This is a genomic window from Selenomonas sp. AB3002 (genome assembly GCF_000702545.1).
Classification (GTDB): domain Bacteria; phylum Bacillota; class Negativicutes; order Selenomonadales; family Selenomonadaceae; genus Selenomonas_B; species Selenomonas_B ruminantium_A.
In genome coordinates this window covers 447,698-460,891 of the sequence record NZ_JNIO01000008.1, presented here as the reverse complement: position 1 = coordinate 460,891, position 13,194 = coordinate 447,698, and the positions used below count along the sequence as shown (strand labels likewise).

The window sequence follows — 13,194 nt, the reverse complement described above, 5'->3', positions numbered from 1 at the left end:
CCTACTCGTGAAGTTCCAAAGGCAGCCCATCAAGGTCATGGAAAAATGTCATTGGCGCTTCGTAGAGGGGCAGTACCATGACGTTCCACTGGTGATAGCTGTAACCTCTGTCGGCATGAGCAATGCAGCAGCCGCCACTGCCCTGGGCATTGACCAGCGATAGTTCTTGTCATCATCACCTTAAATTGTCCAAGTCTGTCTACAGACCCATTCAGCGAGTTAAGGAATCTTGTATCATCGGCAGTTTCGTAACACATGCCTCCTGCAACTTTTGAGAGCTATTCATCGGAGAGTTTGGTTTCATTTTTGAGTTTCATGAAAATCATCCTCCTTGTTATTGCACCTATCGACTATTTATTTCCTACTTATATTTATATACGCTTGAAACTGCAAAGTATTACATATTTTTTATGCTGTGTTTTCTTGATTCCAAGTCTGCACAACCCATTTCTTAGTTACGATGCACTTTATTTCCATAGATAGTCTTGAAATCATCCCGCATGGAAATGCCGTACCAACCATTTTCCTCGGCAAGCTTTCGGCACTTCTCTGCCTTGGCTGTATCTCCAATTTCCCTCTCCAGGTCATCACATAGAACGAAGAAGGCGGTACTTTTATACTTGTTTCCAGTGATGGTATAATTTAGCATACTGGCATCATCCTTGGAATTCCCAAAGGCCAGCACAGGCTGCCTGCCTATCTCCCTGAAGATATTCACCACCTTGTTCATCTGCAGATTTTTGCCAATAAACTGCCCACGTACCAGATGATCATCACGATGGTAGATATACTTCAGCCCATCAACGCCGTTCTGCTGAGCCGCTAAAATTTCATTGTCCATACCGATAATGTGTTCCCTGGGGATGTCTAGCAAATCAGAAACTATATGCCGCACCAGCTGGCGCTCACTGCCGGAGACAATATAAACCTGAAAATCATTAGCCTGCAGGTATTTGATTACCTCCACCATTGGCAGGTAAAAAGCCTCCCCCCAGACCATGTTACTCAGGCCATCAACCGGCTTTTGCATGAATTTTTCCACATAAGCATCGAACTCGGGATAAGTCATACCTGAAAAAATCGATGCAAAATGAGGACTACTGCTGCCCGTGGGCTTGTCCCCTGTTTTATTATTCTTAAGCCAGCTTTCCAACTCCGTGGCAAACTGTTTGTCCTCCTCGGAAGGTGTATAGCTGTCATCATGAAGAGTGCGGTCGATAATCAGCATTTGTCCGAAATAATATGGGGCTGTCTCACAGAGGATTGTGCCATCCATATCAAAGACGGCAATTCTATCCACCTTTGGAATATAGCTTGCACTCTTTTTGTTTGTAACATCCTTCACATAGCTAATCAAAGCCTGATAAGAAGTAGCGTCTTTCTGCCAGTATTTGAAATTACTTCCCTGTTTGTTCACAGAAATCTGACTGATCTCAGTGCGGGAGGCCGCCTCTGTTCCATATACGCAGCCAAAGCTGAGTGCTAAAGACAGCGCACATGCCAAGATTTTCTTGCGCATAAATTTCATAGCATTATCTCCTCTCTGCCGTTTTAGGTGACGGCCAATAACAATGGACACAACGGGTGTTCCTTTATATATCCAGCTCGGTTCGTGTCATGGTCCCTTCGACAAACGACAGCCCCATGCTATCCCAAGTCGCTTCCGGTACCTCTTCTTTCGATAGCAGCCCATGTATCAGGGTGAAGTACTCTGGCAGCCTGTCCCTGCACCACAGGATGTCAATACCCAGCATATCTTTGGTGATGGCACTCAGATCAAAGCCAAATGCATCCAGTGAATACCGCATCTTCTCTGGCATCCTGCATGATTTCCCTTCCTTCCGGATGCACTCTTTACATAGATTGCATCCGCCAGATGACAAGGATACGCCTCCTGATATTTGTCGCTCCATCTGTCTCATCTTTTCTTCCAGTACCAGCTTAACAGCAGACACAATCTCCCAGCCTACGGTCATGACCTTTTCCGCTGTATCCGCTTCCTCAATAACCTTCGTGTTCAGTATTACCTTGGCCCCTAAAACATTAACCCATGCGAACTTTTCCAGATACTCATCCGCATCAAAGTCCAACGGAGGGCAAGACCATTTGCCAAAGCTTACCCTCCTTGTTCTGCTTCCCTATTCCCCTCTAGTACCTGTATTCCGGCATCTACAAATGCGCTGCATATATCTCTCAGTCTGTACTGTGCATGGAATAGCTCCTCATTGCTGGAAGCATCCCTTATCTGCTCCATGGCATATTTGGCCTCATGTAGCATATGACCCATTTCGCCACGCTTCTCCCTGCTCATACCTAGTCCATGAGGCAGGTACTTCGTCCTCTCTTCAAGTTCTTCCACATATCTGGCGAAGACATAATCTGATACCAACGATGCAAATATCATGACCTTATTCTTGTTGACTTTAAATGAAATCTTGCAGAATTCTTCCTGGTCCAGATATCTTGAACCGTTCCAGTCCTTCAGGTATTTCACAACCTTCTTTTTGCTTTGCTTCCCGCGTCCCATAAAGTACTGCCCCTTCCTTGCTAAATTCTGCGCTGTATAATGTCCCATGTGCCGGTAGCAAAGAAGCTTCCCTCTGCTTCCTGCTCCAGTTCCAGGAATCTGCTGTAGGGTATGCTGAAGGATAGCTGCTCCTTATCAATCACCTTCCTGGCCGATGGATCTGTCAGGCCGATATAGCAAGCCTTTTCACCTTTCTCTTCGTCTGATAAGGGATATAACACCGCCTGCCCGCAGCCAGAGGCAAAACGCACCTTCACATTGTCCTGGCTCTCCATGTCATAATTAGCAAGCGTCACCAGTCCCGACAACTGGTCTGCATTGACCAGGTATACATGCCATGTTCAAATTTTTCTATAGATCATTGTATGCCAAAGGTTATACTATTTCAACCGTTCCTAAATCCTCCTTATACATTTCTCCATTTCTCCGATATACATATAGAGCCATATAACAGCTGCAAAGGAGGCGATCTCATGGAAATAGACCATCTCAAAGACATTACAGACATGCAAAGGAGCCACACCATGGAAAAATTTTTTCTGCAAGATAGGCAGTGCCTCTGCTCTGCTGGCACATCGCCTCAGGCTATCCTCATCCAGCCCATAGACGAACATGAAGCAAACACTCTGGAGCAAAAGCTTGCACTCCTGTCCTCCCCTCCCTGCCCGCCATTTCTTTATGCTGCCTTTCAGGTTAAGGACTGGAACCAGGAGCTTTCTCCCTGGGAGGCGCCTCCCGTATTTGGCAAGGAATCCTTCGGCCACGGCGCACCGGCAACGCTGGGCTTTATTTTGGATTACCTGATCCCTCACCTTTGCCAACGATATTCCCTTCCAAGTGATATCCCAGTAATCCTAGGAGGCTACTCCCTGGCCGCTCTATTTTCCCTCTGGGCTGCATATAACACAGATACTTTCACAGCCATAGCTGCCGCCTCCCCTTCTGTATGGTTCCCCAACTGGCTGGAATATGCCCGGCAGAATACTCTGCTGACAGATTCTGTCTACCTGAGTATGGGAGACAAGGAAGCCAAATCCCGGAACCCCGTTCTGGCAAGCGTTGAGCAGTGCATTACAGAAGAGTACCAGATATTACAAGAGATTCCAGCTATCTCCAGTACTCTGGAATGGAATCAGGGGAATCACTTCAAGGAGCCGGAGCTCCGCACCGCCAAAGCCTTCCGCTGGTGCCTGAAGAGAATATGAGCCGTTCTTCCCCCAGAGTGCTTGCTACCTTGGGGGATTTTTAGTGTTCCCATTGACATCTAAAGAGATAAATATATCACATCTGTTATGACATTTTCAGATATCAAACAGGGGGCTACCGCAACCCCCCCCTATTTTCACGATTCATTGACCAGCTTCCCTGTGATATGCTCCGGCACCAAGGCCAGGCACTGCACTCTGGGCAAGGCGTGCTTCAGTTCTTTTTCCAGGTATGCTTCATCATCCGTGAATTTTCTCACCAGCGCAGTGCCAATCTCCCTGGCCTTTGCCTCATCTGTCACCAGGCTTATCCTACCAAAGACCACCACGCTCCTGATATTCAGCGCCCATTCACCGGGCTTTCGCCAGCCCTCGTCATACACGCAAAAACTGACCTTATCACAGGCCTTGATGGCATCCAGTTTATGTCCCTCTTTGGCACTGTGGAAATAGATGGTCCCATCTTCCTCTGAATACCAATGATTCATGGGAATGCCGTAAGGATACCCGCCATCTCCCAGCAGGGACAATACACCCCGATTCTGCTGCCGCAGGACCTCCCTGCATTCTTCCTCCTCAAGCTGTTGCTTGAATCTGCGCATCTTCCTGAACATAAATTCTTCCTCCCAATCAAAACAGCGCCACTTCCTTATCTTCCAAGATCTAACGATAAGAAAATGACGCTTTTCCTGCTACCCGGTGGCAGCAGGCGCCAGTTGAAATTGTCTGCTTTCAGCATACGGCAAACACGCGGGCATGTCAATACCTAGCAGCCATAAATCGAAAGCTCTCCTCATAGGGAATGCCCATAATGATACTCATGCTCTGCAAAGGCTTCATTCGCCTGAATTCACTACCGACAATGTATAATCAGTTTTCGATAGGATGAATGTCCTGACTGGATAACTTATTGCTTTATGAATACCACCACCTCAAAGGGCCGCAACTCTTTTCCCAGCCCCTCATAGTTACCCAGCAATTTGACATAACCTGCCTCTGTGTATTCCTGAAGGGATCTTTCCTTCAGAGGGACCGAACCGTGTCGGAAATTGCACAGGACTACAAGTTTTTCCCCATCCAATTCCCGCTTATAAGCAATTACATCCTTGTTTTCTCTCTCCAGAAAAACTATCGAGCCTTCTGCAATGATAGGCATTTCATGGCGCAGACTTATGAGCTGCCGGTAGAAGGAAAAAATAGAATCCTGCTCCTGTATTTCTGACGCCACATTGATCTGACGATAGCTGTCAGGAGGCAATATCCAGGGTTCCACAGCAGAAAAGCCTGCATATTTTTCTGCTGACCACTGCATGGGAGTGCGGCCATTGTCCCTGGAACGCGCTGCAAGAATATCCAAAGCCTCTTCAGAAGATTTCCCCTGCTGCTGCAGTATTTCGTAGTAATTTAGGCTTTCCACGTCACGATACTGCTCTATGGAGCTGTAGTGCGCATTGGTCATGCCGATTTCTTCCCCTTGGTAAATATAAGGAGTTCCCCTCATGAGATGGATGCAAGCTGCCAACATTTTAGCAGATTCCTTCCGCAAGGTGCCGCCATCACCGAAACGGGAAACAGCCCGGGGCTGGTCATGGTTGCACCAGAAAGTGGCATTCCACCCCTCCCCTTCCTGCATGCCTTCCTGCCATTTGGCAAAAAGTTGCTTGAGCTCTGCTATATCCGGTTCCATCAACTGCCATTTATCCCCCTCCTTGTAATCAACCTTCAGATGATGGAAGCTGAAAACCATGGCCAGTTCCCTATCCTGAGGCCGGGAGTAGCGGATGCAGTTTTTCAGGCTGGTAGAGGACATCTCCCCCACCGTCACCATGCCCTCAATGCCGCTTTCCCGCACCATTTCCTGCAAAAACTCATGCACATGGCGGCCATCGGTGTAGAATCTACGCCCATCCCCCTCGTGGTCGTCTTCAAAGACTTCCGGCTTGGATATAAGGTTTACCACGTCGAAGCGGAAGCCCTTGATTCCCTTTTCCTTCCAAAAGCGCAGGATATCCTGAAGTTCACGCCGCACAGCCGGATTCTCCCAGTTAAGATCTGCCTGAGTCTTGTCGAAAAGGTGCAGGTACCACTTGCCAAGTTCTGATATATACTCCCAAGCAGAGCCTCCGAATTTGGAGACCCAGTTAGTAGGAGGCTTGTCAGGCTCACCATCCCGAAAAATGTAGTAGTCCTGATATTCCTTATCTCCCGCTAGGGCACGCTGGAACCATTCATGCTCCGTGGAAGTATGGTTGAACACCATATCAAACATGAGGCCTATGCCACGAGCCTCTGCCTCGGTAATAAGACGCTCAACATCTGCCATGGTGCCGAAACGCGGGTCAATGCGGCGATAATCCGCCACATCATAACCATTGTCCCTTTGGGGAGATACGAAGAACGGCGTAATCCAAAGGTAATCCACCCCAAGCTCGGCCAGATAATCCAGTTTCTCAATGATGCCCGGCAAATCCCCCAGACCATCGCCGTTGGCATCCCGAAAGGATTTTGGATATATCTGATAAACAACTTTATCATGGAAACCAGCCATGAGAAACACTCCTTCTCTATATTTGCAAAGCTTCTGTCTTGCAGAAGCTATTTCTTTTCAATATGCAGCTATGACAGTCTCACCGGCCTTGCCCTGTATGCCAGTTTTGAAAGCAAAGCTGTCCACACCATTTTTGTTGGTGATAATACACACAGTCACATCTTCATGGCCTGCCTTCTTGATCTTCTCACGGTCAAACTTCAGCAGAGGCGTACCAGCCTGCACTTCATCCCCAGCTTTCACCAAATACTCGAAACCGTCGCCCTGCATATCTACCGTGTCGAGACCCACGTGCAGCAGAATCTCCACTCCATCTGGCAGCACCAGCCCCACTGCGTGACGGGAGTCCTCCATAAGCACCGCCACTCTGGCAGAAACAGGGGAAAACAGGGTCTCGCTGCAGGGACGGATAGCCAAGCCTTCTCCCACCATTCCTGCCGAGAACACCCCATCATTCACTTCCACCAGGGAGATAACCTCGCCGTCTAAAAAAGCCAGTAATTCATGCTCGCATGCAGCTGCCTGTACAGGTACAACACTGCCTTCTACATGGTCAACAGATGCCATTTCCAGAACATTTTCTTTATCCACCCCCTTCTTTTTGCCTACAATGACAGTAAGGATAAAGGGCACAACGATTGCCGCCACCATGCTCAGTGCAAAGCTGGGCATATACTGGGGCTGTATGGAAAGAATGCCGGGAACGCCACCCACACCGATAGCATTAGCCGTAGTAGAGGTGGACACGCATACCACTGCCGCACAAGCTGAACCGGTCATGCCGCAAATGAAGGGGAAGAAATATTTCAGATTCACACCAAAGATGGCCGGTTCCGTAACGCCAAGGTAGCAGGAAATCCAGGCAGGCACATTGATTTCCTGGGCAGCTGCATTTTTCCGCTGCAGGTAAATCATGGCCAAAACTGCAGAACCCTGGGCTATATTGGAAAGAGCAATCATAGGCCAGAGCATTGTGCCATGGTAATCGGCAATCAGCTGCAAATCAATGGCATTGGTCATATGGTGCAAGCCTGTGATAACCAACGGCGCATAGATGAAGCCAAAGATGGCTCCGAAAATCACCCTGAAATCACCCGTAATCCCCGAGAAGACTACGGCAGAAATGGCCGAACCAATCTTCCAGCCGATTGGACCAAGCACGAAATGGGCTGCGCATACTGTCAGCACCAGACTGCAGAAAGGCACCACTATCATGGAAATCACGGCAGGAGTAATCTTCCGGAAGAATCTCTCCAGATAGACCAGGGTCAAAGCAGCCAGGATTGCCGGCAACACCTGGGCCTGATAGCCAATCATATCCACAGTAAACCCGCCGAAATCCCAGAAGGGAATCTTGTCTGCCGGAGTAGTGGCCACGGCATAAGCATTCAGCAGCTGACTGGAGACCAGTGTCAGCCCCAGCACGATGCCCAAGATGGGTGTACCTCCCATCTTCCTCACCACTGACCAACAGATACCCACAGGAATCCCCAGGTGGAAGACAGCTTCGCCTATCAGCCAGAGGAAGTGATCCATGCCTGCCCAGAACTGACTGAGTTCAACCAAAGTTTGGGTGCCGTTTTCAAAAATATACAGGGAATCAATGCAGTTGCGGAATCCTAAAATCAGACCACCGGTGATGATAGCTGGAATCAACGGAGCAAAAATCTCTGCAGCTATGGCTGCTCCACGCTGGAAAATATTCTGATTAGCCCCGGCTGCTGCCTTGACTGCCTCCTTGGAAACGCCCTCAATTCCGGCCACCGCCGTGAAATCCTTATAGAACTCACTCACCGTATTGCCGATGATAACCTGGAACTGTCCAGCCTGTGTAAAGCTGCCCTTCACCACCTTCATAGCCTCGATGGCCTCGACGTTCGCTTTCTTGGGATCCCCCAGCACAAAGCGCATCCGCGTGATGCAATGAGACACAGCGGCTATATTATCCTTGCCACCTACCAGACGCAAAAGCTCCTTTGAGTCCTCTGTGTACTGACCCATGTTCATGCTCCTTTCGGAAACTTGTTTAAACAACTCTGTAGTTATATACTGCCACACTTGTTTAAACAAGTCAAGAGTAAATATTATTTTTTAAGAAGTAAAAAAAATCAGTAAACTTCCGCTGGCAATAGACATGAATCTATACTATAATGAAATCGACAATAAAGACCAGAGGTGAGTTTATGCCTAAAGCAAAATTCGAATCAATTTTCCATGATCTCAAGCAGCGCATCGAGGCGGGGCAATATACCTTCCAAAGCCTGCTGCCCTCAGAGAATCAGCTGACGGAACTCTATAGCTGCTCCCGTAACACCATCCGCCGCGCCATAGGTGGACTGGCAGAACTTGGCTATGTGCAGTCCCTCCATGGTCGTGGGGTCCGCGTCATCTATCAGCCCATTGCCAAAAACGAATTCACCATCGGCGGCATCGAATCCTTTAAAGAATCCGCTGCCAGGAATCATATGAAGGCCTCCACTGTAGTGCTGCGCTTTGAGGAAATCGAAGCGGACGAGCGCCTCTCACGCAAAACCGGCTTCCCCATAGGCAGTACTCTGTACGATATCCGGCGGGTGCGCTGCCTGGACGGCAAGGCCTTGATTATGGATATCAATCTGTTCCGCAAAGATCTTGTTCCCGGCCTTACCAAAGCCATCGCCGCAACTTCCATCTACGAGTACATTGAAGGTACTTTGGGCATGACCATCGTCACTAGCAAACGACGCATGACAGTAGAGCGGGCCACCCGGGAAGACGAAGCCTTCCTAGCTTTGGGCGAGTACAACTGCCTGGCCGTGATTACAGGGCAAACCTACAATGCCGATGGCGTACAGTTCGAATACACGCAATCCCGCCACCAGCCAGATTACTTTTGCTTCGAGGATACCGCCATTCGCAAGAAAAAATGACAACTCGGTATAATTCTCCTGTCATCCCCCAAAAATTGAGTCTATGGTACGCCAGATCATTCAAAACCGCTTACATCAAGTAAATTTCTCGACCTCGTCCATCATGGGAATCGAGGTTTGTGCCCCCTGCCTGGTTACAGCAATGGCAGCTGCTCTGGCACCGAAATCTATGGCCTCGGCAAAATTGCAGCCAGTGAATCGGCTTACGAAGGCAGCCAGGAAGCAGTCTCCAGCAGCAGTGGTATCTACGGCCTTAACCTTGTAAGCGGGGAATTTCTCCACTTTATCTGCCGTTACCAGCAGAGTGCCATCGCCCCCCAGAGTCACCAACACAGTCTTTGCGCCTTTGGTCAACAAGGACTTGGCTGCCGTCACAATTTCATCCCCGGTACCAGTTGGCAGCCCCGTGAGCAGGGCCAATTCTGTCTCATTTGGCTTGGTGATGTCCACCAATGACCAGAGTTCATCAGGCAGGTCAGACCTTGCCGGAGCAGGGTCAAACACCACAATCTTGCCGTGTTTCCTGGCAAGTTTTGCAGCAGCAACAACAGAAGTCACAGGAATTTCCAACTGCATGACCACAGCATCAGCCTTGGCAAACAGGTTCTCCTGCCCCTGTACCACAGCTTCATCAACGGCAGCATTTGCCCCGGCAATCACACTGATGCTGTTTTGCCCACTGCTTTCGATTTCGATAAAAGCCTTGCCTGTTTCCACCTCTGCCATCTTTTGAATGCCTGTTGTATTCACGGAAACGCTTTCCAGACTTTCCAACAGCTGCTCACCAGAGCTATCAGTACCAACAGCGCCAATCATAGATGTTCTGACACCAAGCTTCCCAAGTGCATAAGCCTGATTTGCGCCCTTTCCCCCTGGCACAAGCTTCATGCCACGAGCCATAACCGTTTCCCCGGCCAGTGGCCTTCTATCCATGTAAACGGCAAAGTCCATATTCAGGCTGCCAACAACTAATACCTTATTCATGGAAGTCCCCCTCCCTCTACTCTGAGAGATATATGCAAATCTTTATGATTTTACTGGGGCCAATGCAGATAAGCGATTCCGGCAACCTGCAAAACCAATATCAGTGGTATGCCATACTTGAACTTGAAATGCATGGTCTTATGCCGGAACACCTTCATAGCCAATAATGCTCCCAGACTCCCTCCCAGCAAGGCCAGCAGCATAAGTCGCAGCTCCGGCACCCGCCACCTATCATTCTTGGCACATAGCTTATCCCAACCAAAGACCAGCACAGCCAATACATTGACTATGAGCAAATACCAGCCAATGATTCTATGGTAATCAAAATCCATGTAATTCTCTCCTCAGTTGTGTCTCCCAATAATCTTCTCCATCCAGATTATGTTATATCGTTTTTTCCATAACCTCACCTGCCATAGGTTTCATTATACAGCAACATCAGGGTGGCCGGGTGTGCAAGGGAGACATGCCCCCTGCTTTTAGTCAGATACAGCTACTTTTTCTGACTCCACATCTTCTTTATTTCCACAGGTTATAACGAACCGTAACAGTGGCAAGGGCGGTGTATTCCAGCTTCAAGCTCTTCTCGACCAGAAATGCGGGCAAAGGGAGTGCCCGCTCCAGCTTCACGGCATAAGCATAGCAGTCAATCTCATCGGTCACGGCCTGGCTCTTCTCCCCCTCTTCTCCGAGGGTGACGAACGCCCTTCTGCCAGCCCATGCAGACTGCATGCCAGTGCACAGTTCCCCGGCGCAAAAGGAGGCTTCCCGTTCTGCCTGCTGCACTTCCTCCCAGGAAAGTTCCATGTTTTCCCCGGAGGACGCATGGAACTTTCCTACTTCCTCCCCGGCAATTTTGGCCTGTTGCTGCCTCTTCTCACGCTGGAAGTTCGTCCGGAAATGCACGGATTCTCCCAAAGCAGCTTCCATCCTGCCGGATAAAGCATCGCCCCACTCCGGTGTCGGTTCCAAGTGGACCACCATATCGCCGTACTTTGCTGCCGCCAGCCGCTCTGCGCCCGCCATAGCGGCATTTTCTGCGGCCTGACGCCATTGGCAATGGGAGCCGTACATCAAAACTCCCACCCCTAAAATCAGGAGCGCCAGCACTATTTTCAAAGGAACGAGGCTCATCCCCGTTTCACTTCCCTGCTGCTGCCACATGGAGAAATCCCCCCCTTCCATCATCTACCGAAACACTCATAATATATTCTTAGTTTTCGTGGTCTTGCCGTCAATGATTTCGAACAATCCCCCATATCTTTACTCATGAACGGTAATTTTCTCATCCCCCAGCAGTCTGCCTGTGATGACAGTGCCCTTGGGATCGTGTCCATCAAATCCCAATCGTGCCTTCTCCGGACTGGCATTGGCATAGCAGTACCTACAACCATGGATACATGTGTCATACTGCCCAATATCAAAACTCTCCACACAATTGCATAGCGGCCGCTGGCTCTTAGCCTTGCCCGCCTTGATGGGCTTGCCCGTAATGCGTTCAATCAGATCTCCATCCACGCAGGCTCCATGCCTGATTCCATAAGGTTCCAAATCAACAGCTTCTGCGCAGGTCTGCAGTCCTACGCCGCTCCCCCTGGCTACATGCGCCAGCCCCGAAGCAATCTCACGCATTTCCGTCTCAGCCAGTTCCCGTAGGTTCAGCCCAACTGTATTCTTCTTTGCTTTGGCATACATATCTATGAAACTGATGACACATCTATTCACATAGGGAGCCAATGCCTCAAGCGACTTTTCGAACCACATCAAATGGCCATCGATGGTATATCTGTCATTCAACAGTATGGGATCATACCGCCATACCACTCGCTCCGGGCCAATTTGTTTTGACAGCTCTTGCACTGTCCTGATTATGTCATCTTTGGGACGCAGATTTGTTTCTATGTCCCTGTCGTAAGGAGTAATAGATACCTGCACATAGTAAGAGTAACCATACAGCTCATCCAGACACTCCAGCATAGGTGACGGATCCTTCGTCCAGAACACAATGCAGTCTACTGCCTCAGGCCGCAGAGATATGCGGCTCACCTGCTTGCGGTTAAACTGATTCACTACATCTACATGGCCTTCTCTCAGCCTCCGGCAAAACCAGTCGAAATAGATTGCAGGTATGTCCGTCCGGCGGCTTGCACTAATAATCATGGTACAAAAGCCTCTTCCTTCTTCACCTTAGCACGAACTCGTCCCCAGCTTTGGATGTCTCCCTGGCCTCAGTGCCCGCACACCTATCAGTCTCAGCGCCTCGTGCATATCAACATCACTGCATTTTCCTTCATTTTCATAAACGAGCAAGGGATTATCCAGGCCAATTTCACTGGCTGGCATATATACGTATTCTTCGGATTCGTTGTCTGCAAAGATAACGCCCCGCTTTAGTTCCTCTTCAAAAATCATATTGCCTCATCCTTTACTTGCAAACATCCACCCAGCCAGCAGCCCCGGATAGCCTCTCCAGTTCCTCTGGCGATAGCTCAATTGCGCTGTTGCTGCTGCCACAGGCAGGAAATACTGTGCCAAAACGCTTCATGGAGACATCCAAATACACCGTCACCCCATCCTTCAAGGCAAAGGGACATACTCCTCCCACCGCATGGCCTGTACGGTCTTCCACCTCAGCGGCTGGCAGCATCTTGGGCTTGCCGTGAAATTCTGCTTTGAATTTGCTCCCGGCAATACGCATATCTCCTGCCGTCACCACCACAATGGTTTTCCCAGCCAAATCAAAGGACAGCGTCTTGGCAATGCGGGCAGGTTCACACCCAACCGCATGTGCAGCCAACTCTACCGTTGCACTGGATTCATCAAACTCCAAAATTGCCTCTTCCATTCCCTCAGAACGAAAAAATTCTCTGACCAAATCTATAGACATTTATGCCCTGCCTCCCTTTGGCAAAAGATCTGCCACCTTCACATCCCTATCTCCCTTAGAATTTCATACGTCCATTATAACGCCATTGTTCAAGTTTTGTCGAAGGCAGAATTCCCTCAGCTATCATCTGCAGA

General features: G+C 49.3%; 15 protein-coding genes and 1 pseudogene. 3 read left to right on the top strand and 13 right to left on the bottom strand.

Features of this window, described 5'->3' with window-relative positions:
• Nucleotides 1–7 precede the first annotated feature (7 nt).
• Nucleotides 8–163 carry a 5'-methylthioadenosine/S-adenosylhomocysteine nucleosidase gene (locus P159_RS21010; RefSeq protein ID WP_139283724.1) on the top strand — a complete coding sequence of 52 codons (156 nt, stop codon included), beginning with the start codon at nucleotides 8–10 and terminating at the stop codon, nucleotides 161–163.
• Nucleotides 164–451: 288 nt separating this feature from the next.
• On the opposite strand, the gene P159_RS0109785 is transcribed toward P159_RS21010, so the two are convergent.
• The 4 genes and pseudogenes from P159_RS0109785 to P159_RS18655 all read right to left on the bottom strand — a co-directional run bounded on the left by P159_RS0109785 (nucleotide 452) and on the right by P159_RS18655 (nucleotide 2,853).
• On the bottom strand, nucleotides 452–1,528 hold the full coding sequence (locus tag P159_RS0109785) for an HAD family hydrolase (RefSeq protein WP_051650287.1): 1,077 nt from the start codon (nucleotides 1,526–1,528) through the stop codon (nucleotides 452–454).
• A 64-nt stretch (nucleotides 1,529–1,592) separates the two neighbouring features.
• A pseudogene (locus P159_RS0109780) lies at nucleotides 1,593–2,096 on the bottom strand (DUF2284 domain-containing protein); the annotation flags it as partial.
• 20 nt (nucleotides 2,097–2,116) lie between these two features.
• Nucleotides 2,117–2,527, bottom strand: a complete 411-nt coding sequence (locus P159_RS0109775; protein WP_029543649.1) for a hypothetical protein — start codon at nucleotides 2,525–2,527, stop codon at nucleotides 2,117–2,119.
• 20 nt (nucleotides 2,528–2,547) lie between these two features.
• Nucleotides 2,548–2,853 carry a DUF169 domain-containing protein gene (locus P159_RS18655; RefSeq protein WP_080705970.1) on the bottom strand — a complete coding sequence of 102 codons (306 nt, stop codon included), beginning with the start codon at nucleotides 2,851–2,853 and terminating at the stop codon, nucleotides 2,548–2,550.
• A gap of 198 nt (nucleotides 2,854–3,051) precedes the next feature.
• Between P159_RS18655 and P159_RS0109765 the strand changes: the two genes are divergently transcribed.
• Nucleotides 3,052–3,732, top strand: a complete 681-nt coding sequence (locus P159_RS0109765; RefSeq protein WP_029543647.1) for an esterase — start codon at nucleotides 3,052–3,054, stop codon at nucleotides 3,730–3,732.
• Nucleotides 3,733–3,869: 137 nt separating this feature from the next.
• Here P159_RS0109765 and P159_RS0109760 read toward each other — a convergent pair whose 3' ends face one another.
• The 3 genes from P159_RS0109760 to treP form a co-directional block, all read right to left on the bottom strand.
• The gene (locus P159_RS0109760; protein WP_029543645.1) at nucleotides 3,870–4,346 is read right to left on the bottom strand and encodes a pyridoxamine 5'-phosphate oxidase family protein; all 477 of its coding nucleotides are present in this window, start codon (nucleotides 4,344–4,346) and stop codon (nucleotides 3,870–3,872) included.
• Nucleotides 4,347–4,639: 293 nt separating this feature from the next.
• Nucleotides 4,640–6,280 (bottom strand): alpha,alpha-phosphotrehalase, encoded by a 1,641-nt coding sequence (gene treC / locus P159_RS0109755; RefSeq protein WP_029543643.1) that lies wholly within the window; start codon nucleotides 6,278–6,280, stop codon nucleotides 4,640–4,642.
• A gap of 57 nt (nucleotides 6,281–6,337) precedes the next feature.
• A complete protein-coding gene (treP, locus tag P159_RS0109750) occupies nucleotides 6,338–8,281 on the bottom strand; it encodes a PTS system trehalose-specific EIIBC component (protein WP_072004137.1) in 1,944 nt (647 codons plus the stop codon).
• A 182-nt stretch (nucleotides 8,282–8,463) separates the two neighbouring features.
• On the opposite strand from treP, the gene treR reads away from it, so the two are divergent.
• Nucleotides 8,464–9,189: a trehalose operon repressor gene (treR, locus tag P159_RS0109745; RefSeq protein ID WP_029543640.1), complete on the top strand. Its 726-nt coding sequence runs from the start codon at nucleotides 8,464–8,466 to the stop codon at nucleotides 9,187–9,189.
• Nucleotides 9,190–9,264: 75 nt separating this feature from the next.
• Here the strand turns inward: treR and rbsK are convergent, their stop codons facing one another.
• The 6 genes from rbsK to P159_RS0109715 form a co-directional block, all read right to left on the bottom strand.
• Nucleotides 9,265–10,173, bottom strand: a complete 909-nt coding sequence (gene rbsK / locus P159_RS0109740; protein WP_029543639.1) for a ribokinase — start codon at nucleotides 10,171–10,173, stop codon at nucleotides 9,265–9,267.
• 50 nt (nucleotides 10,174–10,223) lie between these two features.
• Nucleotides 10,224–10,505, bottom strand: coding sequence for a DUF1294 domain-containing protein (locus tag P159_RS0109735; protein WP_029543637.1), 282 nt, complete (start codon nucleotides 10,503–10,505; stop codon nucleotides 10,224–10,226).
• Between the two features lie 187 nt (nucleotides 10,506–10,692).
• Nucleotides 10,693–11,361 (bottom strand): hypothetical protein, encoded by a 669-nt coding sequence (locus P159_RS0109730; protein WP_185753698.1) that lies wholly within the window; start codon nucleotides 11,359–11,361, stop codon nucleotides 10,693–10,695.
• 75 nt (nucleotides 11,362–11,436) lie between these two features.
• A complete protein-coding gene (locus P159_RS0109725; protein ID WP_029543634.1) occupies nucleotides 11,437–12,333 on the bottom strand; it encodes a DUF1848 domain-containing protein in 897 nt (298 codons plus the stop codon).
• Nucleotides 12,334–12,360: 27 nt separating this feature from the next.
• Nucleotides 12,361–12,585: a hypothetical protein gene (locus P159_RS0109720; protein WP_029543631.1), complete on the bottom strand. Its 225-nt coding sequence runs from the start codon at nucleotides 12,583–12,585 to the stop codon at nucleotides 12,361–12,363.
• A gap of 13 nt (nucleotides 12,586–12,598) precedes the next feature.
• Nucleotides 12,599–13,060, bottom strand: coding sequence for a YbaK/EbsC family protein (locus P159_RS0109715; protein ID WP_029543630.1), 462 nt, complete (start codon nucleotides 13,058–13,060; stop codon nucleotides 12,599–12,601).
• Nucleotides 13,061–13,194: the final 134 nt, after the last annotated feature.